Genomic DNA, 20,541 nt, shown 5'->3' with positions numbered 1-20,541 from the left:
AACCATGTCCCAAGTGAACCACCTGACTGTTCTGGGTTCGGGCGTGCTGGGCGGCCAGATCGCCTGGCACAGCGCCTTCAAAGGCAAGAACGTCGTTGTGTACGACATCTCGGAAGAGGCGCTGGCGCGCTGCCGCGCCGCGCAGGAGCACTATGCGGCCATCTACCTGAAGCCCGAGATCGGCGCCAGTGAGGCCGACGTGGAGAGCACGCGCCAGCGTCTCACCTTCACCACCGATCTGGCCCGAGCCGTGGCCCAGGCCGATCTGGTCATCGAGGCGGTGCCCGAGATTCCGGACGTCAAGACCAGCGTCTACCGGCAAATGGCGCCGCTGCTGCCGGCCCATGCCGTGGTCGCCACGAATTCGTCCACCTTCCTACCGAGCGATTTCGCAGCGGCCACCGGGCGACCCGACAAGTTCTGTGCGCTGCACTACGCCAACTACATCTGGTCAGCCAACGTCGTCGAAATCATGCCGCATGCGGCGACGGCCCGGGCCACGCTCGAAACCGTCACCCAATTTGCCATCGAGACCGGCATGGTGCCGATCCCCGTAGGCACGGAGCACAACGGCTACGTGATCAACACCTGGTTCCCCGCCTTGCTCAGCGCAGCCCAGTCACTGGTGACCAACGGCATCGCCACCCCGGAGGATGTGGATCGCACCTTCCTGATCGCCAACCGGGGCGCGCGCATGGGTCCGTTCGGCATGATGGACATCGTCGGCATGAAGACCACCTATGACGTGTCCACCTACTGGGGCCATGTGCGGGGCGACGCGCAGATGTTGGCCAATGCCCAATACATCAAAACCCATCTGATGGACAAAGGGCGCACCGGCATGCTGGCAGGCAAGGGCTACTACGACTACCCCAATCCCGCCTTCGAGGCGGCGGACTTCCTGGCGGTGCCGCCGCTGTCGCAACTGTCCGACATCGTGGATCGCTGCATCCCCAAAGCCTGAGCCTTCGTTGAGCGCATGGTGGCGACCGTGCATGCGGATGATCGCCGGCCTCGACTACGCCAGCACCACCCTCGGAAAATAGAACGACACCACCCAATTTGGCACGTCGACGATCGAGCTGATGCGAAGGTCCGCGCATACGCTGCACAGCATGTAGGCGTCGAGCGGGTCGTAGCCGTAGCGGCGGCTCAGGAGTTCGATCATTTCCGACACGGCCATGCGGGCACCCGCCATGAGATCGGGCCCGATGCCGGTCGTAACCTCGTACCCGTGTGTGTCGAAATGTCGACTGACGGGCCCTGGCGTGACGTAGCGCAGCGAGCGCAGCCGGGCGTCCTTCACGAGTTCGAATTTCAGCGCCACGTCGATCGGGCTTTCGATCGCCGTGCCACAGACCTCGCCGTCGCCCTGCGCAGCATGCGTGTCGCCCACGGAGAAGAGCGCACCTTCGACTTCGATCGGAAGGTAGAGCTCGGTCCCTTCGGCGATGTCGCGCGCATCCATGTTCCCGCCGACGTTGCGTGGCGGAATGATGCTGTGCAAGCCCGGCTCGGCGGGCGCGACTCCGATCGTCCCGGTGAAAGGCTTCAAGGGCACGCGACCGCCGGGCCCGTACATCGCGGGCGTCAGGCCGGGGTCGTAGTTCCAGTGATGAATCCTGGCCTTCGGGAATTGGTCGGTGAGCAATCCGAAGCCGGGAATGTTCGCGGTCCAGCCCCAGCCCGAGGGTAGTAGCGACAACACGGTGACCTTGAGCGCATCGCCCGGCATCGCGCCGTCGATGTACACCGGCCCCGTGACGGGATTCACGTGCGCAAGATCGAGCTTCTCGACATCGGCGGCCGTCGATGTGCGTGTGAACTGGCCGGAGGACGCGTCGAGCGTCTCGAACTGCACCGTCTCGCCCGGGGCAATCTTCAGGCAGGGCGGGAAGGCATTGTTCCAGCCATGGTGGATGTGCTTCCTGTGGATCGTGTGCTGCGTCGCGAGCGCGTTCATGGTCGGCACTCCCGGACCTAGACGGCCACAGTCAGCGCGCCGTCGATCACCAGGTTGGTCCCGGAGATCCGGCTGGCGGCCGGGCTCGAGATAAACACCACGCCGCGCGCCACCTCATCGGGCGTGCCGAACTTGCCGGTGGGGTTGACCTTTAGCGTCGAGGCGAATAGGTCGGGCATGTTCTTCTCGATGTTCTGCCAGATCCCGCCGTCGAAGTAGGTGTTGCCCGGCGAGACGCAGTTCACGCGGATTCCCTTGCTGACGAGCTGCCGGCTCAGGCCCTTGGCGTAGTGGATGAGCGCCGCCTTGATCGCGCCGTAGGAGCCGGCTGCGAAGTCGACCTCGAAGCCCGAAACGCTGGAGATCAGCACGATGGAGCCGAAGCCGGACTTCTCCAGGAACGGAACCGCAGCCGCCACGGCATTGACCGTATGCATCATGTCGGTGTGGAACGCTTTTTCCCAGGACTCCGCGTTGTCGCCGACCGCCAGCGCGCTCACATTGCAGACCAGGGCGTCGATGCCGCCCAGGAAGCGCCCGCTCGCGGTGATCCATTCGATCAGCGCCGGACCGTCGGCCACATCCAGCGCGCGGCCAAAGGATTTGACGCCCTTGGCCTGCAATGCTGCCGCGGCCTCGCCCACCTCGTTTTCCTTGCGTGCGCAGATGGCCACATCGGCGCCCTCGTCGGCGAAACACTCGGCGATGGCTCTCCCGATTCCCCTGCTGCCGCCGGTCACGACAGCTCGCTTGCCCTTGAGCCCGAGATCCATGGCCACTCTCCTTTGAGGGATGGGGGCATGCATTCTGAGCGTCCGCCGCCGCCATGTAAATGATCCGGACGCACCGCGAACTGTCGCTCGACTTGCGGGTTCAGATCCTGCCTTGAGACTGGTCTCGGTCAGCTCGCCTCGGATGCGGCATAGAGACGCCACTGTCCGGGCACACCCTTCAATTCATGGCTGCCGCGATCCTGGAAAGCCAGTCCCGAGCCTGCCACGAGATCTTTGACCGTACTGGATACGAGAATCTCTCCGGGGCTCGCTGCACTGGCGATCCGAGCGCCGATATGTACCGCGATGCCGCCGATCTTCGCGCCCATCACCTCGCACTCGCCCGTGTGTACGCCGGCACGAATCTCCAGGCCGAGAGAGCGAACACTGCTTCCAATGGCGGCCGCGCAACGCACAGCCCGCGCAGGACCGTCGAAGGCCGCAAAAAAGCCGTCCCCAGCCGTGTCGACTTCACGCCCCCGGAAGTGGTCACCGCCGGGAAATTCCGCATACTCGGCGCCTGGAATCCTCTGTGCCAAGTAGCGCGCGTGCTCGACCGGTACGGTGCGCTCGCCGACGCGGTGCAAGATCATTGCCGGAACCCGTATTGCGGGAAGGATCGGGCGTGCGTCGATCTCGTAGGCCATGCGTAGCAAGGCCACTGCCGCGCCTGGGCTGCACGACTGCCGCTGGAAGCGCCCCCACCATTCGCGTGCTGCCGCGTCATCGGCGAGCGAAGGTGCAAGGGCGCTCAACAGCACGCCCTTGCCCCATTCCTGTTCCATCCGCTGCAGTAGCGCGTCATACACCTCGGGCGGTGTTCCGAACGTGTAGTCGGGTGCCCAGGCGATCCGCGCGAAAGTTCCCATCAGAACCGACGCACTAGCCCTCCAAGCGACACGATCACACCTGATGCGGCGCCACGATCCGCCGCTCGCCGATCAGGAATGCGTCCGCCACGAGCTGAAAGGGTCGCCAGTCCACCTCGGATGCGCCGGCACCGCACAGCGCGGCGAAGCGCGAATACAGGCGCGGATATTCGCCCGCCAATCCTTGGTCTGCCGCCATGACGCGATCATCGATGGCAAGCCCGGATCCACCTCGCGTGAGCTTCAATCGGCCGTCGGCGGCAAACAGTTCGATGTCCCAACTCTGTTCGCCCTTCTGTCGGAAGTCGAGCTCGGCCGCAATGGTCACGCCGTCGCCGGTGCGCAATTGCAGGTTGGCGGCGATCGGCGCTTGCTGATTCTCAGGAAACTCCAGCACGGCGGTCTCCACGCACACTTCGGTCGAGAGCACTTCGGTCAAGACCGACAGCGCATTGATGCCCGGATCGAACACACCGAAGCCACCCGGTTCCCAGATCCACTGCTGCCCGGGATGCCAGTGATGGACGTCTTCCTTCCAGATGATCCGGCCGCTGGTGAGCGCACGGCCGCGCGTCCACTCGCGGGCGGCGTCAACGCCGCCGGCAAAACGCGAATGCCAGCTTTGGAACAGCGTGCGCCCATGCTTTGCCGCCTCCTGCGCCAGCAGCGCAATCTGACGCGTGGTGGCTGTGGGCGGCTTTTCGAGCATGACGTGCTTGCCCGCGCGCAGTGCCATCAATGCCGCGTCGAAATGCGCCTGCGGCGGCGTACAGATCGACACGCAATCCAGTTCTGGCGCTCCCCCCAGCATCGATGCCAGGTCCGGAAAGTTGGCGACGCCATCGACGCTGGCATTGCGGCTTGCACATGCCACGAGTTCGAAGTCGGCGCTGGCGTTGAGGGCCGGAATGTGTTGGTCGCGCGCGATCTTGCCGATTCCCAACAAGCCCAATTTCAGAGGCATGCGATTCTCCGCTTTCAGGACAACTCGATGGTCTGTCGCAGCAATCCTGTTTGCTCGGCACTCGGTCCGACGAGGATCTCGACCTGGCCCGCCTCGAACACGGGTTGCAGGTCCGGTCCGAGATAGCGCAGGTCGGTCGCCGGCAGCGACAGTTCCACCGAGCCGGCTTCGCCGGGCTTCAATCGCAGCTTTGCATAGCCCTTGAGCTCCAGCAGCGGCCGGGTGACGGGGCTCACCTTCGCGCGGGTGAACAGGAAGACAGTCTCTTCAGCCTCGCGCGCGCCGTCGTTTCGCAGGTTGACGCTGATCTTCAGCGTGTCTTGCTCGCGCACGCGCTGCGGCTCGACCCGAAGCTCGTCGTAGCAGAACCGGCCGTAGGTCAAGCCATGGCCGAAGTCATACAGCGGCGTGTTGTCGACGTCGTGGTACTTGCTCGTGTAGTAGTCGGCGGGATTCATCGGACGGCCGCTCGGGCGCTGGCCGAAGAAGATCGGTATCTGTCCGATGACGCGCGGCCAGCTCATCGGCGTGCGACCACTGGGCGATGCGTGGCCCGTGAGCACGTCGGCAATCGCGTTTCCGGCCTCGACACCGAGGAACCACGCGGCCAGCAATGCATCGGCGTGTTCGGACAGCCAGGGAACGACCAACGGGCGGCCTGAAAACAGGATCGCAATGACGGGGATGCCGAGCGCGCGTGCACGCGCAATCACCGCTTCGGCCAGCGCCTGTTGTCGACCGGGAAGCGCGGGCGTGGCGCGGCTCGCGGCCTCGCCGCTCATCGAGGCGCGCTCGCCCAGGCACAGCAGGACGGCATCGACGCCATCGCACAGTGCGACAGCAGCCTCGATGCCGCTTTCATCGTCGCTGTTGATGGCAACGCCGGGCGCATGGCGTATGTCGGTCTGCGGCAGTGCGGCGCGCAGGCCGGCCAGCACGCTGACGGCCGGTTCGTGTTCACCGGCGCCCCACCATGGACCTTTCATCTCCGTGTGTGCGTCGGCCAGCGGGCCGATGACACACAGCGACTTCGCCGCTGTGGGCAAGGGGAGCGTGTCGCGCTCGTTCTTCAGCATCACGATGGACTTGCGAGCAACTTCGCGCGCCAGCGTGTGTCGTTCGGCGATGAGTGCCGCGGGCTCCTGTGTCGTGCCGCGGCGGTAGGGGTCGTCGAACAGGCCGAGTTCTTCCTTGAGCCGCAACACGCGTCGCACGGATGTGTCGATTTCCTCCATCGTCACGCGGCCCTGCTCGAGCGCGACCGGCAGGCCCTTGCGATACGCGTCGGCCATCATGTCGATGTCGACGCCGGCCTTCAGCGCCAGCACCGCGGCATCGACGAGATCTGCGGCGACCCCGTGCTTGATGAGTTCCGCGATCGCGTTGTAGTCGGTCACGATGACGCCGTCGAAACCCATCTCGACGCGCAGCCAGTCGCGCAGCAAGGGGATGTGCGCTGTCATTGGCACGCCGTTGAGATCGGTGAAGGCGGGCATCAATGTCGCGACGCCCGCGCGTACCGCCGCAGCGAAGCCCGGCAGGTACACCTCGTGCAGGGTGCGGTCCGAGATGTCGACGGCGGCGTACTCCCGTCCCGCGGTGACTGCGCCATAGGCGACGAAGTGCTTCGCACAGGCGGCCATTGCTTCGGGCGACGACAGGTCGTTGCCCTGAAAGCCACGTACCTTGGCCTGCGCGATGCGCGCGTTGAGCCACGAGTCTTCGCCCGGGCCCTCCGCGGTGCGACCCCAGCGCGGATCGCGCGATACGTCGAGCATCGGCGCGAATGTCATCGCCAGGCCATCGGCCGCGCCTTCGCGCGCAGCCTCGCGCGCCGTTCGCTCCCAGAGGTCTTCGTCGAAGATGCCTGCCTCCGCGAGCGGAATCGGGAAGAGGGTGCGATGGCCATGGATGATGTCCAGGCCGATCAGCAGCGGAATGCCGAGCCGTGACTTCTCGACGGCCAGCCGTTGCATTTCGTGCACAGGCCCGGGGCCGACCATGTTCAGCAGATTGCCGATGGTGCCGTCGATGATGGACTGGGTGGAATCCCCCGCGATCACCGGCCCGGTGACCGTGTAACTGGAGGCAGTCATCGTGAGCTGCCCCAGCTTTTCGGGTAGCGTCATGCGGGCGATGAGGGTGTCGATGCGACTCATTGTTGACTTCGAAGCAGAACCCAAGGGGACCTGATGATGGCATGCTGTGGGGTGACACACCAGTCAACGAACACAGGAGGCGTTCAGTGTTGAAGGATGACAGGAACCCGAAGGCCTTGGCGGCCCTGCCCGACGAAGCCTTGATCGAGGCCGTGCAGCGCCAGACCTTTCGCTATTTCTGGGATGGTGCGGATGCAGCCAGCGGCCTGGCGCTCGACCGCCGCACGCTCATCAGTGCCACAGGTGAAGACAAGGCCGACGAGAGAGTCGCGATCGGTGGCACGGGCTTCGGCGTGATGGCCATGATCGTTGCGGTAGAGCGCGGCTGGATCACGCGAGATGCAGCGCTGGAGCGGCTGCGGCGCATGCTCGATGCCCTGCTGCGCGCGAAGCGCTACCACGGTACCTTTCCGCACTTCATGGACGGCGCGACCGGAACGACGTTCCCCATGAGCCCCAAGGACGATGCAGGCGATCTGGTCGAGACCTCGTTTCTCATGATGGGCCTGCTGTGCGTGCGCCAGTATTTCAGCAAGGACACGCCTGCAGAGAGCCGACTGCGAAGCGACATCGACATGCTGTGGCACGAGGTCGAATGGAACTGGTTCACGCAGGGGCGGGACGTGCTGTATTGGCACTGGAGCCCGAACCACGGCTGGGCGATGAACCATGAAGTGCACGGTTGGAACGAGTGCCTCATCACCTACCTGATGGCTGCCGCCTCGCCAAGCCATGCGATCGATCCGCGGGTCTACCACCACGGCTATGCGTCGGGGCCGGACTTCCTCAACGGCCGCTCGTACTGCGGCATCGAACTGCCGCTGGGTGCGCCGTATGGCGGCCCGCTGTTCTTCACCCACTACTCGTTCTGCGGCCTCGATCCGCGCGGGCTGAAGGATCGGTACGCCGACTACTGGGATCTCAATTGCCGCCACGTGCGGGTCAATCGTGCGCACTGCATCGCCAATCCGAAGGGCTTCAAGGGCTACGGCGAATCGTGTTGGGGCCTCACCGCCAGCGACGATCCGGACGGCTACCTCGCGCATGACCCGGTCAACGACAACGGCACCATCTCGCCGACTGGCGCGCTGGCCAGTCTGGCGTATGCGCCCGCCGAGGTGATGCAGGTGGTGCGGCATTTCCTCAATGTTCATGGCACGCGCGTGTGGCGGGACTACGGTTTCGTCGACGCGTTCTGCGAGCAGCGCGGCTGGTACGCCGATACCTTCCTCGCCATCGACCAGGGCCCGATCGTCGTGATGATGGAGAACCATCGGACGGGCCTTCTGTGGAAGCTGTTCATGAGCGTGCCCGAAGTGCAGGCCGGGCTGCGCGCACTGGACTTCACCAGCCCGCTTCTCGGGTCGACTGCGTCGTGACCTTCGAGTCCTGGCTCGAAACGCAGCTTGGCCGTTCGGCGAGTGCGATGCTGTCCAGCATCTCACCGGTATCGATCGTCAAGCAGCGCCCAGGCTTCGACCAGACCGTGCAGCCGGTCGCCGGCGCCATCATCGCTTCGCCCGTGCTGGGCAGCTACGACCCGGACCCGGACTACTTCTTCCACTGGTTCCGCGATTCCGCCGTCGTGATCGATGCGCTGCGCCTGCTCTACGTTGACCGACGCATCGGCGACGAAGCCCTGCAGCACGTGCGCGACTTCACCCGCTTCAGCCTTGCCTTGAACCGGCTCGACGGCCGCGAGGTGGCCGCAGTGCCCGATCGCGGCGCGCGTGTTGCCCCCGACCTCCTGCAGTACCTGCGCGAGGACCATGAGCTTGCAAACGTCCACGGCGATGCGGTCGTCGCCGAGACGCGTGTGAACCCCGACGGCACGCTGGACATCCTGCGATGGGCGCGCCCCCAGCACGACGGGCCGCCGCTGCGCGCGCTGGCACTGATGCGTTGGGGGGCCAGCGGGCACCTCGACGCGCCCGTGCTGGCGGAAGTCGCCGACCTGATCCGATTCGACATCGACTTCACGTTGCGCCACTGGCGGGTGCCGTCGTTCGACATCTGGGAAGAGGAAAGCGGCCATCACTACTACACGCTGCGCGTCTCTGCAGCCGCGCTGGCTGAAGGCGCGGCATGGCTGCAGGGCCTGGGCGAGACGGCGCAGGCACAGCGCTGCCGGGATGAGTCGAAAGCCGTGCTGAGTCTGCTGGACGGCTTCTGGGCTGATGAGCCCGATGCGGCGCACGGCTACTACCGCTCGCGCAGGCTGGCGGACGACCGTCCCAGCCCGAAGGCGCTCGATATCGCAGTGATCCTCTCGGCGATCCACACCGTAGATTCAGACGTTGCGCATGGCCCGGCCGATCCGCGCATGCAGGCCACGCTGGCGCGACTGGACGCGCTGTTCGATGCGGCCTATCCGATCAACCGCGATCGCGCCCCAGGCCTTGGCGCGGCGATGGGCCGATACGACGGCGATGTGTACTACTCCGGCGGCGCGTACTACTTCTCGACGCTTGGCGCTGCCGAGTTCTGTTTCCGCGCTGCCGCGCAGGGTGGTGGACACGATTGGCTCGCACGCGGTGACGCCTATCTCGCGACCGTGCGCGCCTACACGCCGGCCAATGGCGACCTGTCGGAGCAGTTCGACCAGCGCAGCGGCGCGCAGACGTCGGCGAAACAGCTGGCCTGGAGCCACGCCGCGTTCATCTCGTGTGTCTCGGCGCGCCGCATCGCGTCCGCCGTTTGTCAGGCGCCGCCGCAACGATGAGCGCGACGTCGCCGAACCCTGACGAGCCGGTCGTGAAGACCGGCGTCTTCCGTCAGGTCCGCGAGTTGCTTGGTGCGGTGGGGGCGTCGCAGGTCGCCGGCAAGCTGGCCGTGCTGGTGGGCGGGATCGTGGTCGTCGTGGCAATGACGGCTTACGCGCAGATCGAACTCAACAGCTGGAACAAGCCTTTCTACGATGCGATCTCGCGTCGCGACCTGAACGATTTCATCAAGCAGGTCGGCGTCTTCGCAATGATCGCGGGCGTGCTGCTGGTCCTGAACGTCGTGCAGAGGTGGCTGGGCGAAACCCTGCAGATGCGATTGCGCGAAGCCGTGGTCAATGACCTCGTGGGACTGTGGCTGCACCCGCGCCGGGCCTTCTGGCTGCAGGCCAGCGGCCCCATGGGTGCCCACCCGGATCAGCGCATGCACGAAGACACGCTGAAGCTTTGCGATCTGTCGGTCGCGCTCGGCGTGGGGCTGCTGCAGGCAGCGATGCTGTTCGGCAGCTTCGCGAGCGTGCTGTGGGTGCTCTCCAAGGACTTCAGCATCTTCTATGACGGCCAGGACCATGTCCTGCCGGGCTTCATGCTATGGGCTGCGATCGTTTATGCGATCGTCGGCTCGCTGATGACCTACTGGGTCGGCAACGGCCTGATCCTTCGCAACGCCGAGCGCTATGCACGCGAGGGCGAACTACGCTTTTCGCTGACACGCATCAACGAGCATCTCGACGGCATCTCCCTGGCAGCCGGCGAGGCCGACGAGAAGCGCCGCGTCGCCATGCATTTCGGCGATGTCCTGCGTGCGCAATCGCGCGTGGTGCTCGGGTTGACCAATCTGACCTGGGTTACCGCGGGCTTCGGATGGGTCACCATCATCGCGCCGACGCTGGTGGCCGCACCGCTCTACTTTTCGGGCAAGGTGTCGTTCGGCGGCCTGATGATGGCCGCCGCTGCCTTCACGCAGGCGCAATCGTCGCTGCGCTGGTTCGTCGACAACTTCAGCATCATTGCCGACTGGCGCGCCACGCTGCTGCGCGTCTCCGACCTGCGCCAGATGCTCGCGTCCGACCTCGAGGCTCAAGCGAGCGGCAGCCGCATTGCCTACGAGGAGAGCGAAGACGACACCCTCTCGATCGAAGCGCTCGAGGTTCGCGCCTGGACGGGGCACGACCGGCTGGACGCGCCGGAACTCATCGTGCACCCCGGCGAGCGGCTGTTGATTCTGGGCACGCCGGGCACCGAGAAGACCTTGCTGTTCCGTGCGCTCGCGGGCCTCTGGCCCTGGGGCTCCGGCATCGTGCGCCGCCCCCGCGGCGAGGCGATCCACTACATGCCGCGCGGCACGCCCTACCTTCCGCGCGGCACGCTGGCCGAAGTGCTGTCGTACGGGATGGAGCCTTCGATCTATCCGAGAGAGGCCATGGTGGCCTCGCTCGCCAGTGTGGGCCTCCAGCGGCTGGAGCCATTGCTGGACAAGACGGGGCGCTGGGAGCGCGAACTCAGCATGGACGAACAACTGCGGCTGGGCTTCGCCCGCGTGGTGCTGCAGGCACCGCCCTGGCTGGTCATGGACGACGCTTTCGGCGCGTTCGACGACGACACGCTTGAATTGATCATCGACGTGCTGGACACGCTCGCGGACACGGGCATCGTCCATATCGGATCAGCCGGAGAGGCGCACGACCGGCTGTTCACGCAGGTGGTGCATCTCGTCAAGGCGCCGAACGCAATGCCCGAGGAGCAGCGACCATGAGACAGCCTGGGTCCACCCCCCGTCGCGCGCGTCGCGCCTTGATCCGGCTGCTTCTTGCGTTGCCCATCTGGGCCCGGGCGGCGGATTTCGGCTTCCGGCCACCGGCCGATCCCGACGATGCCACTGCAGCAGAGCTGATGAAGGATCTGGCGCAGCGCATCCTGCCGGTCTACCAGGAGGCGGATACGGACGGCTTCCTCGCCAACGTGACCGCGCTTCAGATCGTCAGCGGCGCCTACCGTGCGGGCTTCGACAGCAGCAAGGCGCTCCGCGGCCGGCGCCAGGGCAAGCCGTTCGACGACCTGACCCAGCGAGCGATCCTCGATGGCATCTATGCGCGTGCGCGCGTGCTCGAAGCGGACGAGCGCCTCAGCTTCGCCGACGCCTACGGGCGCGCCTTCCAGGAGCTGGTGTCGCCTCTCGACAATGCGCAGGCCCAGGCCATCATGGCGCGGCTCGAGATCCCGCTGGCCGTGTACAGGAAGCCGCTCGCTCAAGCGTTCGATCTCTGGCGTGCGAAGGGCAGCCTTCCGGAGGCCGACGCGCTGGCGCTCGTGCGCATGTGGCTTTCATACGATTCGCGTCGCAACTTCGGCGCGCTGCTGCCCGAACTGTTCGCCGCGGAAAACCGCAGCCGCTATCTGGCGGAGGGCGACATCCGGATTCCCGTGCGTGGAGGTGTCATCCATGCCAACCTGGTCCGGCCCGGTCGCGCAGATGGCGCTTTGCCGACGCTGTTGCGCTTCACGCTCGATCCCGCCGAAGACGACGCGCGGGCCAGCGCCGTCAAAGGCTATGTCGGCATCACCGCGTATGTGCGCGGACGCACGCCCGACGGAAAGGGCGCGGTGTGGCCGTTCGTTCGCGACGGCGAGGACGCCGTGGCGGTCATCGACTGGATCGTCCAGCAGCCGTGGAGTGATGGCCGCGTGGCCATGGTCGGCGACGGCTACTCCGGCTACGCCGCCTGGGCAGCCGCCCGCAGGAGACCGCCGGCGCTCAAGGCGATCGCCACGATCGCGCCGATGGCGCCGGGCATCGACTTCCCGATGGCCGGGCAGATCTTTCGCAACAGCATGGTGCGCTGGGCGCAGGAACACGCGACCCTCGATCCGCTGCGGCCCGACATCGATGTCGAAGGCGACGCCGACGCAGATGCGATATGGCAGGCACTCGACGCACGCTGGTACCGTGGCGATCGCCCTTACTGGGACATCGACCGCATCCTCCTGGGCAAGCGCAGCAGGCTGATCCGGACCTGGCTGACGCACCCGAGTCACGATCGCTTCTGGCAGAAGTTCCTGCCATCGCCAGAGCAGTTCGCGCGGATCGACATCCCGGTGCTCACCTTCGCTGGCTACTTCGGCGCTGATGCCGGCGCGCTGTACTTCCACAACGAGCATCGCCGCAACCGGCCGCAGGCCGACACGACGCTGCTGGTCGGCCCCTACGACGCGACATCGATCCGCCCCGGTACGGCGGCAACGCTGCGTGGCTACACGCTGGACCCCGTCGCGCGTGTTGACCTGCCCGATCTGCGCTACCAGTGGCTCGACCACGTCCTGAAGGGCGCGAACAAGCCTTCCCTGCTGTCGGATCGCGTCAACTACCAGGTGATGGGCGCGGACCAATGGCGCCATGTGCCGACGCTGGACGCGCCCGAGCGCACCCGGCTGCGCCTGTACCTGGACGCCGGCGAGCGCGACGACACGCATCGGCTGTCGTCAACGATGTCCGAAGGCCTTCGTACGCCGCGGCTCTCGGTCGATCTTGCCGACCGGCGCGATGTGCGTATCCCGTGGTCGAATGCGCTGCGCGTGAAGCAACTTGCGATGCGCAACAGCATCAGCTTCGTCAGCGATCCGCTGCCTGCGGACACCGAGATCGACGGAAGCCTGCGCGGCGTGTTCGACATGACGCCATCGCGGCAGGACGTGGACTTCAACATCGCGATGTACGAGCAAACGGAGAGCGGTGAATACCAGTTGCTCTTCGAGCCCTACGACTTCCGCGCCAGCTACGCCGGCCATCGCGTGCGTCGCCGGCTTCTTCGGGCCGGCATGCGTCAGTCGATGGCCTTCACTGCCGAGCGCGTGACTGCTTGCAAGCTTGCGGCGGGCAGCCGCATCGTGCTGGTGATCGGCCTCAATAGGCGCCCGGACCGTCAGATCAACTACGGCAGCGGCAAGGACGTGAACTCGGAAACCATTGCAGACGCAAGATGGCCCGTGCGCGTGCGCTGGCATGCGCACAGCTACATCGAGATGACGACGCCTTCGTAAGGTGCGAGCACCATCGGGCCATCGACGACGTCGGCGCGCGCAGGGTCGGTCGATGCGAGCACGGTCGGCTTGCGCGGGATCAACGCCGGTGAGATCGGCGCCGAGGTGGTGCCGAAGTTCAACAGCACCACCAGTCGTTGTCCGCCGCTGTTGCGTGCATAGGCGAGGACATCGTCCCCAGCTTGCAGCGCTTCATGGTCGCCCTGGTGCAATGCGGGCTGCGCGCGGCGCAATGCGATGAGGCGCTGGTAGAGCGCAAGCATCGACCCCGCATCGCGTGACTGGGCTTCCACGTTGCGTGTGCGCCAGTCGTCCGCCAGGCGCAGCCACGGCGTGCCGGTCGTGAAGCCGGCGTGGGGTGCGGCGCTCCACGGCATCGGGGTTCGCTCCGGGTCGCGGCCCAGGCCCATGCCGGGCTTGTTCTTCTCGAACGGGTCCTGGACTTCGTCCGCAGGGATGAGGACATCCGTCATGCCGATCTCGTCGCCGTAGTAGAGCGTCGGCGTCCCGCGCAGCGTGAGCAGCAGCATGGCCGCGAGCCGCGCCATCTCCGGGCCGACACGGCTGGCGATGCGGGACCTGTCGTGATTGCCCAGCACCCAGTTCGGTTGCGCGCCGGCGGGCAGGGCGGCTTCGTAGTCGCGCACCAACTGGCCGATGTGCGCGGCCTGCCATTCGGCGCCGATCAACTGGAAGTTGAAGGGCAGCTGCACGCCTTCGAGAATGCCATTGGCGCTCTGGCCGTAGTAGGCGACCAGACGCGGGAGCGGCAGGTAGAGCTCGCCGATCAGCACGCGCGACGCGCTTGCATCGCTGAATGCATCGACCACGCGCCGCATCTCGAGCACGATCTCCTGCACCTCCGGCAGGTCCGTGTTGTAGAGCATCAACCAGCGGTGAAACGGGTCCTGGCCTTCGACGAAGTCCGGGTTCGCCGGGTTGTCGCGGAACTGGGCGTCCTTGATGATCTGTGAGAGCACGTCGACACGGAACCCGTCGACGCCGCGTCGAAGCCAGAAGCGCAGCACCTCGTACATCGCTGCGCGCACTTCAGGGTTGCGCCAGTTGAGGTCCGGCTGTTCCTTCAGGAACGAATGGGCGTAGTACTGCCCGGTCGTCGGATCGAAGCGCCAGGCCGGGCCGCCGAAGTTGCTGATCCAGTTGTTGGGCGGGCCGCCGTCGGGCGCCGGGTCGCGCCACAGGTACCAGTCGCGCCGTGGGTCATTGCGTGCGCTGCGGCTCTGCACGAACCACGGATGCTGGTCGGAGGTGTGGTTCGGCACGAAGTCCAGGATGACCTTGAGCCCACGCGAATGGGCATCGCTCACCAGCGCATCGAAGCCATCCAGCGTGCCGAAGCGTGGATCGATGCCGCAGAAGTCGGCAATGTCGTAGCCGAAGTCCGCCATCGGCGAGGGATAGATCGGCGAGATCCAAACGGCGTCGATGCCGAGCGCGACGAGGTAGTCGAGCCGTGCGCGGATTCCATCGAGGTCGCCGATGCCATCGCCGTTGCTGTCCTGGAACGAGCGCGGGTAGATCTGATAGACGATTCCGTTCTTCCACCATGTGTCGGCTGGCATCTGGCGAGGGTGCCACGATCAAGCCTGGATGGGAAGAAGCGGCCGTGTGCGCCTACCTACTTCCGGTCGTGGTCGTGACCGTGGTCGTCGTCCTCGTCATCGTCGTCTTCGCGGTGGCCTTGGTCGTCCCGAAACCGCTGGTTGACGAACTTCGATCCGCCCAGGTCGGCATCGGTGAACGCGAAGACGAACCACTGGTTCGGATTGGCGAGCCCGCCGGGCGTCGTGGCGAGGAAGTCGTTGTCATTGCCGACGTACAGCGTGTGCTTGGTCACGCCGTCAACCACCACGTCCTCGCCGAAAGTCATGCCCTCGAGCTTGGCGGGGATCTGCGCCGCGGCGAGGCCATGCGCCTTGAGGGCGGCGGCGATATCGAGGAACAGCGACTTCGAGGCCGCCTTCTGCAGCAGCGCGGCCTGGCCGGTCAACCCCGAGACATCGGCAGCGCCCTTGATGTCGATCTTGTAGATGCGCTTGACGTCGGCATTGCTGTCGTCGCCGAGGCCCTTGCCGTCGCGTTCGAGCACCAGCAGCTCATGGTTGTTGAGCGCGAGCAGTTCGCTGCTGTTGTAGGCCTTGGCCTTGTCGTCGAGGTAGTTGTCGTAGGCGTACTGCGTCGTCGCGCCGGTCTTGATGTTCACCGCGACGATGCGGTTGGCGCGGCCGCCGTCGCCGCCGTCCTGGATCAGCGGGCTCTGCATGAAGCCGAACAGGGTCTTGCCGTTCGGCGAGATGGCGAGGCCTTCCATGCCCTTGTTCGCAACCCGGCCCGAGGTGTTGCCGGAGATCTCGGTGGCGCCCATTGCCGACTTGTGGCTCACCGCGAGGATCGCCGGCAGCGTGAAGGTGCGCAGGCGTTCGCCGGTGCGACGGTCGAACTGGTAGAGGTAGGGCCCGTACTCGTCGGAGATGAACACGCTCTTGCCGTCGCGCGAGAGGCGGATGCCCTCGGTGTCCAGCCGTGCGTCACGCGCGTCCGACGAGGGCGTCGCGGGGTTGAAGTTGTCCGAGCGGCCGGAGAAGTAGTAGTGCCCGCGCGTGTTGCTCGCCGGGGTGGCGCCGAAGCCGGCCACCACGCCGCCGTAGTTCAGGCGCTCGCGGCTGTACAGGAGGGTGGTCTGTGCGAGCACCGGCTGCAGTGTGAAGGGCAGTCCGGTGGCCGCGCTCGCCTCGCGCTTCAGGTGCAAGTGCAAGGTGTGGAAGCGCGGGATGTAGCTGGTCGTGTTGTCGACGGTGGCGTTCCAGTTGACCGCGTTGGGGCCGCGGTCCGGCAACGCCAGGAAGGTGCTGCCGCCGGCCCAGGCCAGGCCTGAGCCGATGCCGCCGAGCAGGTCGCCGCGCACACCGTTCTCGAGCAGCGCGCTCTGGCCTGAGAGGTCCGCACCGGTGCCCGGCAACGCGCCGATGGCGATCAGATCGATGGCCTGCGCGGTGGTGCAAGCCAGGGCGCTGGCAACGCACGTTGCAGCGAAGAGTCCCTTCCTCCAGTTCATGGCAGCTCCTTTTTTGACAAAAGCCGCATCGTCAAGAGACTGCGTGACAGAAATATGACGGCAGCCAAAGGGCTCAAGTTGTGCCGCAGCCGAAGTTCGATTAGCGCTCAAACGCGCGCTCACGGTGCTGCTGGGTGGGACGCAAGCCGTATCGCCACCCGAATCACTCCGTTACGACTTTTGGGAAGGGGTCGCGGGCAGCTTTATTCGTGCCGTCATACGGCATCACTAATCTCGCCGCGCTGCAAGAAGATGCCAGTCGGCATCCTCCGGCGTTTCAACTCGAGAGGGGCGAGGGCATGACTTTGGAACACGATGAAACCAACCTCCAACTCAGCCGCCGCAGGCTCCTGGCCGCTGCGGGCATCGTCGTCACGGCGGCGCCGATACTGACGACCGGGGCGGCCCACGCGGCTGCCGATCGCGATGGAGATCGCGGTCGCGGCAACGAGCCCGACCCTGTCGCGACGCCGCCGGTCGCCGGCTTGCACCTGCAGTTCGGTGCGGATGCATCGTCGAGCGTGGTGGTGTCCTGGCACACGCTGCAGCCCGTGCGGAATCCGCGGGCGCTGATCGGCGGCCTCGACGGCAGGCTCGACTACCAAGTCGCGGCCAAGGAGGTGAGCTACGCCGACGCCAAGTCGAAGCAGGTTGTTTATGCCTACCATGCATCGGTCAACCGACTGAAGCCAGACTCGGCCTATCTTTATGCCGCCCTGCACGAGGGTGCCGAGCCACAGTTCGGGACTTTCCATACTGCGCCGCGTGGCCGTTCGGCTTTCACCTTCACGAGCTTTGGCGACCAGGGCACGCCCACGCTGGGCAAGCAGATCACGCCAGCGGGCGCGACCAGCCCGATCTACGTCAACGACAACCTCGGTTCGCCGTCGGCGGGCGACACCACGCTCGGCGTGGAACGGGTCAGGCCCTTGTTCCACCTGTTCAATGGCGACCTGTGCTACGCGAACCTTGCCAACGACCGTGTACGCACCTGGTGGGACTTCTGGAACAACAACACCCGGAGCGCCCGAAACCGGCCCTGGATGCCGTCCGCAGGAAACCACGAGAACGAACTGGGCAACGGGCCCATCGGTTATCAGGCCTACCAAACCTACTTCTCGGTGCCGGAAGCGCAAGGGCAGACTCCCGTGACCAAGGGGCTGTGGTACGCCTTCACCGCAGGGGCGGTACGCGTGCTGAGCATCAACAACGACGACGTGTGCTACCAGGACGGCGGCAATTCCTATGTGCACGGCTACTCGGGCGGCGCTCAGAAGGCCTGGCTGGAGCAGGAACTGGCCGCGGCGCGCGCCGACCGCGGCATTGATTGGGTCGTGATCTGCATGCACCAGGTGGCCGTCTCGAGCGCCAACAACTTCAACGGCGCGGACCTGGGGGTTCGCCAGGAGTGGATGCCGTTGTTCGACAAGTACCAGGTCGATCTGGTGGTGTGCGGCCATGAGCACCACTACGAGCGCTCTCATCCGATCCGGGGGGCGCTCAGCAAGCTCCTGACGCCGCAGCCGGCCGATTTCAATACGTCCGTGGTCGACACCACCAAAGGCACGGTGCACATGGTCATCGGCGGAGGAGGCACCTCGGCACCGTCGAACCAGCTGTTCTTCAACCCGCCGCAGTGCCGGGTCATCACCAGCGTTGCCGCGCCGGACCCCACCACGGGAAAGCGCGCGCCGATCTACAACTTCGGCGGCGACCCGGAGTACGCGGCGTGGTCGGCCGTGCGCAACGCCGCGCATTCCTACGGCTTTGCCGCATTCGACGTCGATCCGGGTTCGCACACGGGCGGCTACACCACGATGAAAGTCACCTACTACGACGTCGTGGGCCCGGACGGGCAACTGGCTCCCTTCGAAACCTTCACGCTACGCCGGCCCCGTCGCGACGGCGGCTCTTGAGGCGAACACCTGTATCTGAGCGACGCCCGAGAACCGGGTGGCCTTCGTTTGCCATCAGGTTCTCGAGGTATAGGTCAGCAACTCTGCGAATCGCAGTGCCGAGCGTCTACGCGGCTCGAGCGCACGCATGAACTGAAGGCTGCCTGACGGGGTCAGTCCGAGGCCTGCGCCGCATTGACCAGGTTGTCGCGCAGGGCCACGATCTCTTTTTGCAGCGACGTGAACTGATCGCCAGTGAGGCCGCACGCGTCTCCAAGATCGATGCTCGAGGTCTTTTCGCGCAGGCGGCGTCCCTCCTTGGTGAGGCGCACGCGAACCTGACGCTCGTCCAATGCGTCGCGCGCACGCTCCACGTAGCCCATGGCCTCAAGCTTCTTCAGGATCGGCGTGAGGGTGTTCGATTCAAGGAAGAGCTTTTCCCCCAGGCCACTCACGGTTTGATCGTCTTCTTCCAGAAGCGCGATGACCGTGACGTACTGGGTGTACGTGAGCCCGAGCTTTTCAAGGATCGGCCTGTAGACCTTGCCGAACGCAAGGTTTGCCGAGTAGACGGCAAAGCAGAGGAAGTCGCCCAGCCTGCGGGTAGGGGGAACGGATGGCTTGCTTGATTTCATGCGTGCGCCTCGGGTGAGGGAAGGGGCGAATATTAAATCGTATGCGATGTGGTCGCAAACGATTTGATGCAAATTTCCGAAACCAACCAGTTGACCTGGTCTCTTTCGCTCCCTACCATTCAATACATCGTATGCGATCTAATCGAATGCGATGCACAGCCAACCTATCCATCGGAACTTCACATGACCACCACCAAGATCGAAAAAGTCCTTCTGACCGGCAAGACCCGCACCACGGTCAATCGCACCAAGGCGCGTCCCGCCGGCGAAAACCACCTGGACATTCAGCTGAGCACACCCAACTTTCCCAAGTTGGTCCATTCGTTCCAGGACATCCAGCCGCACCCCACCGCCGAGCAACTCTTCGCGGGTGCTTGGTCCGCCTGTTACATCAGCGCCTTGGCACTCGTGGCCAAGCAGCACAAGATCGAATTGCCGACCTCGACGGCGGTCGACATCGAGGTTGACCTGGGTGTGTCCGGAAGCGCCTACCTGCTCCAGGCGCGGCTCAATGCGTTCCTGCCCGGTCTGGATCAGGCGCTGGCGGAGCAGATCGCTCACGCAGCGGATGAAATCTGCCCTTACTCGAAGGCGACGCGAGGCAATATCGACGTCGCCCTGAACGTCTTGACCTCCTGAGCCTGAGAGGCCGCAGCCGGGGGCGTTCTGCGCTACCCTTTGGCTGCGGCGATCGCGGCTGCAGCCGCAGCAGTGGAGTGAGTCATGGCACAGTCCCCGGGCATTTCCAACGTTCTCTTCTTCATTCCCGACATCGGCGGGTTCACCCGGTTTGTCACAGAGACCGAGATCAGCCACAGCCAGCACATCATTAGCGAACTGCTCGAGTTGCTGGTGGATTCCAACGAGATCGGCCTGGAGGTTTCCGAGTTCGAAGGCGATGCGGTGCTCTTTTTCTGCACTGCGCCTCACACCTTGCAAGAGCTACTGGCGCAGGCCAAGAGGATGTACCTGAACTTTCACATGCATCTGAGAGAGCGTGAAAAGGGGAGGGTCTGCCAATGCGGCGCGTGTACCCGTATGCACCAGCTGACCCTCAAGTTCATCGCGCACAGCGGACCAGCCAGCACCATGGACGTCAAGGGGCATTCGAAATTCATCGGCAGGAGTGTCATCGTCGCGCATCGACTGCTGAAGAACTCGGTATCTGTACCCGAGTACCTGCTGGTCACGCAGGAAGCGCTGGATCAACTGGGCGGCAAGCTTCCGACGCCCGTGACGTTCGAGAGCGGCAGCAATCGCTACGATGATCTCGGTGAGGTCGCGTACCGCCATCATTCGATGACCAGCTATCTGGATGAGTTGACGGCTCCATAGCAGGGCTCAGTTCACTCAGGCACGCTCGAGCAAGTCGGAGTCGACCGGCAGTTTTCGAATCCTGCGACCGGTGGCCGCAAAGATTGTCGCGGCTCTTTGCCCGCAGGCCCG

16 protein-coding genes are annotated in these 20,541 nt (G+C 65.2%); 8 read left to right on the top strand and 8 right to left on the bottom strand.

The window, feature by feature from the left end; translation table 11 throughout:
* Nucleotides 1-4: 4 nt before the first annotated feature.
* On the top strand, nt 5-964 hold the full coding sequence (locus FHW64_RS28390; RefSeq protein ID WP_184531602.1) for a 3-hydroxyacyl-CoA dehydrogenase: 960 nt from the start codon (nt 5-7) through the stop codon (nt 962-964).
* Between the two features lie 54 nt (nt 965-1,018).
* On the opposite strand, the gene FHW64_RS28385 is transcribed toward FHW64_RS28390, so the two are convergent.
* The 5 genes from FHW64_RS28385 to FHW64_RS28365 form a co-directional block, all read right to left on the bottom strand.
* On the bottom strand, nt 1,019-1,963 hold the full coding sequence (locus FHW64_RS28385; protein WP_184531601.1) for an acetamidase/formamidase family protein: 945 nt from the start codon (nt 1,961-1,963) through the stop codon (nt 1,019-1,021).
* A gap of 17 nt (nt 1,964-1,980) precedes the next feature.
* Nucleotides 1,981-2,736 carry an SDR family NAD(P)-dependent oxidoreductase gene (locus FHW64_RS28380; RefSeq protein WP_184531600.1) on the bottom strand — a complete coding sequence of 252 codons (756 nt, stop codon included), beginning with the start codon at nt 2,734-2,736 and terminating at the stop codon, nt 1,981-1,983.
* 128 nt (nt 2,737-2,864) lie between these two features.
* Nucleotides 2,865-3,605 carry an adenylate/guanylate cyclase domain-containing protein gene (locus FHW64_RS28375; RefSeq protein ID WP_184531599.1) on the bottom strand — a complete coding sequence of 247 codons (741 nt, stop codon included), beginning with the start codon at nt 3,603-3,605 and terminating at the stop codon, nt 2,865-2,867.
* 34 nt (nt 3,606-3,639) lie between these two features.
* Nucleotides 3,640-4,569, bottom strand: a complete 930-nt coding sequence (locus FHW64_RS28370) for a Gfo/Idh/MocA family protein (RefSeq protein ID WP_184531598.1) — start codon at nt 4,567-4,569, stop codon at nt 3,640-3,642.
* A gap of 14 nt (nt 4,570-4,583) precedes the next feature.
* Nucleotides 4,584-6,728, bottom strand: coding sequence for a glycoside hydrolase family 3 N-terminal domain-containing protein (locus FHW64_RS28365; protein ID WP_184531597.1), 2,145 nt, complete (start codon nt 6,726-6,728; stop codon nt 4,584-4,586).
* A gap of 86 nt (nt 6,729-6,814) precedes the next feature.
* Between FHW64_RS28365 and FHW64_RS28360 the strand changes: the two genes are divergently transcribed.
* The 4 genes from FHW64_RS28360 to FHW64_RS28345 are packed head-to-tail and all read left to right on the top strand — an operon-like array spanning nt 6,815 to nt 13,489.
* The gene (locus tag FHW64_RS28360) at nt 6,815-8,107 is read left to right on the top strand and encodes a glucoamylase family protein (protein WP_311733384.1); all 1,293 of its coding nucleotides are present in this window, start codon (nt 6,815-6,817) and stop codon (nt 8,105-8,107) included.
* Nucleotides 8,104-9,450: a glycoside hydrolase family 15 protein gene (locus FHW64_RS28355; protein WP_311733383.1), complete on the top strand. Its 1,347-nt coding sequence runs from the start codon at nt 8,104-8,106 to the stop codon at nt 9,448-9,450. Before FHW64_RS28360 ends, FHW64_RS28355 begins: the two co-directional genes overlap by 4 nt.
* Entirely contained in the window at nt 9,447-11,207 is a 1,761-nt protein-coding gene (locus tag FHW64_RS28350; protein ID WP_184531595.1) for an ABC transporter ATP-binding protein/permease, read from the top strand. The genes FHW64_RS28355 and FHW64_RS28350 overlap by 4 nt, the downstream gene beginning before the upstream one ends.
* Entirely contained in the window at nt 11,204-13,489 is a 2,286-nt protein-coding gene (locus FHW64_RS28345) for a CocE/NonD family hydrolase (RefSeq protein WP_184531594.1), read from the top strand. The genes FHW64_RS28350 and FHW64_RS28345 overlap by 4 nt, the downstream gene beginning before the upstream one ends.
* Here FHW64_RS28345 and FHW64_RS28340 read toward each other — a convergent pair.
* Nucleotides 13,462-15,072: an alpha-amylase family glycosyl hydrolase gene (locus FHW64_RS28340; RefSeq protein ID WP_184531593.1), complete on the bottom strand. Its 1,611-nt coding sequence runs from the start codon at nt 15,070-15,072 to the stop codon at nt 13,462-13,464. The genes FHW64_RS28345 and FHW64_RS28340 overlap by 28 nt on opposite strands.
* A gap of 56 nt (nt 15,073-15,128) precedes the next feature.
* Complete coding sequence (locus tag FHW64_RS28335; RefSeq protein ID WP_184531592.1) at nt 15,129-16,565, bottom strand: esterase-like activity of phytase family protein; 1,437 nt, start codon at nt 16,563-16,565, stop codon at nt 15,129-15,131.
* Nucleotides 16,566-16,864: 299 nt separating this feature from the next.
* Between FHW64_RS28335 and FHW64_RS28330 the strand changes: the two genes are divergently transcribed.
* Nucleotides 16,865-18,481: a metallophosphoesterase family protein gene (locus FHW64_RS28330; RefSeq protein WP_184531591.1), complete on the top strand. Its 1,617-nt coding sequence runs from the start codon at nt 16,865-16,867 to the stop codon at nt 18,479-18,481.
* Nucleotides 18,482-18,633: 152 nt separating this feature from the next.
* Here the strand turns inward: FHW64_RS28330 and FHW64_RS28325 are convergent, their stop codons facing one another.
* Nucleotides 18,634-19,095, bottom strand: a complete 462-nt coding sequence (locus FHW64_RS28325; RefSeq protein ID WP_184531590.1) for a MarR family winged helix-turn-helix transcriptional regulator — start codon at nt 19,093-19,095, stop codon at nt 18,634-18,636.
* A 183-nt stretch (nt 19,096-19,278) separates the two neighbouring features.
* On the opposite strand from FHW64_RS28325, the gene FHW64_RS28320 reads away from it, so the two are divergent.
* Both FHW64_RS28320 and FHW64_RS28315 read left to right on the top strand, forming a co-directional pair.
* Complete coding sequence (locus FHW64_RS28320) at nt 19,279-19,734, top strand: Ohr family peroxiredoxin (protein ID WP_184532077.1); 456 nt, start codon at nt 19,279-19,281, stop codon at nt 19,732-19,734.
* A gap of 84 nt (nt 19,735-19,818) precedes the next feature.
* Nucleotides 19,819-20,430: a DUF2652 domain-containing protein gene (locus FHW64_RS28315; RefSeq protein ID WP_184531589.1), complete on the top strand. Its 612-nt coding sequence runs from the start codon at nt 19,819-19,821 to the stop codon at nt 20,428-20,430.
* The last annotated feature ends 111 nt before the right edge of the window (nt 20,431-20,541 follow it).

Source organism: Variovorax sp. Sphag1AA (assembly GCF_014192575.1).
Lineage (GTDB): Bacteria > Pseudomonadota > Gammaproteobacteria > Burkholderiales > Burkholderiaceae_C > Variovorax.
This window is presented reverse-complemented; position numbering and strand designations above follow the sequence as displayed.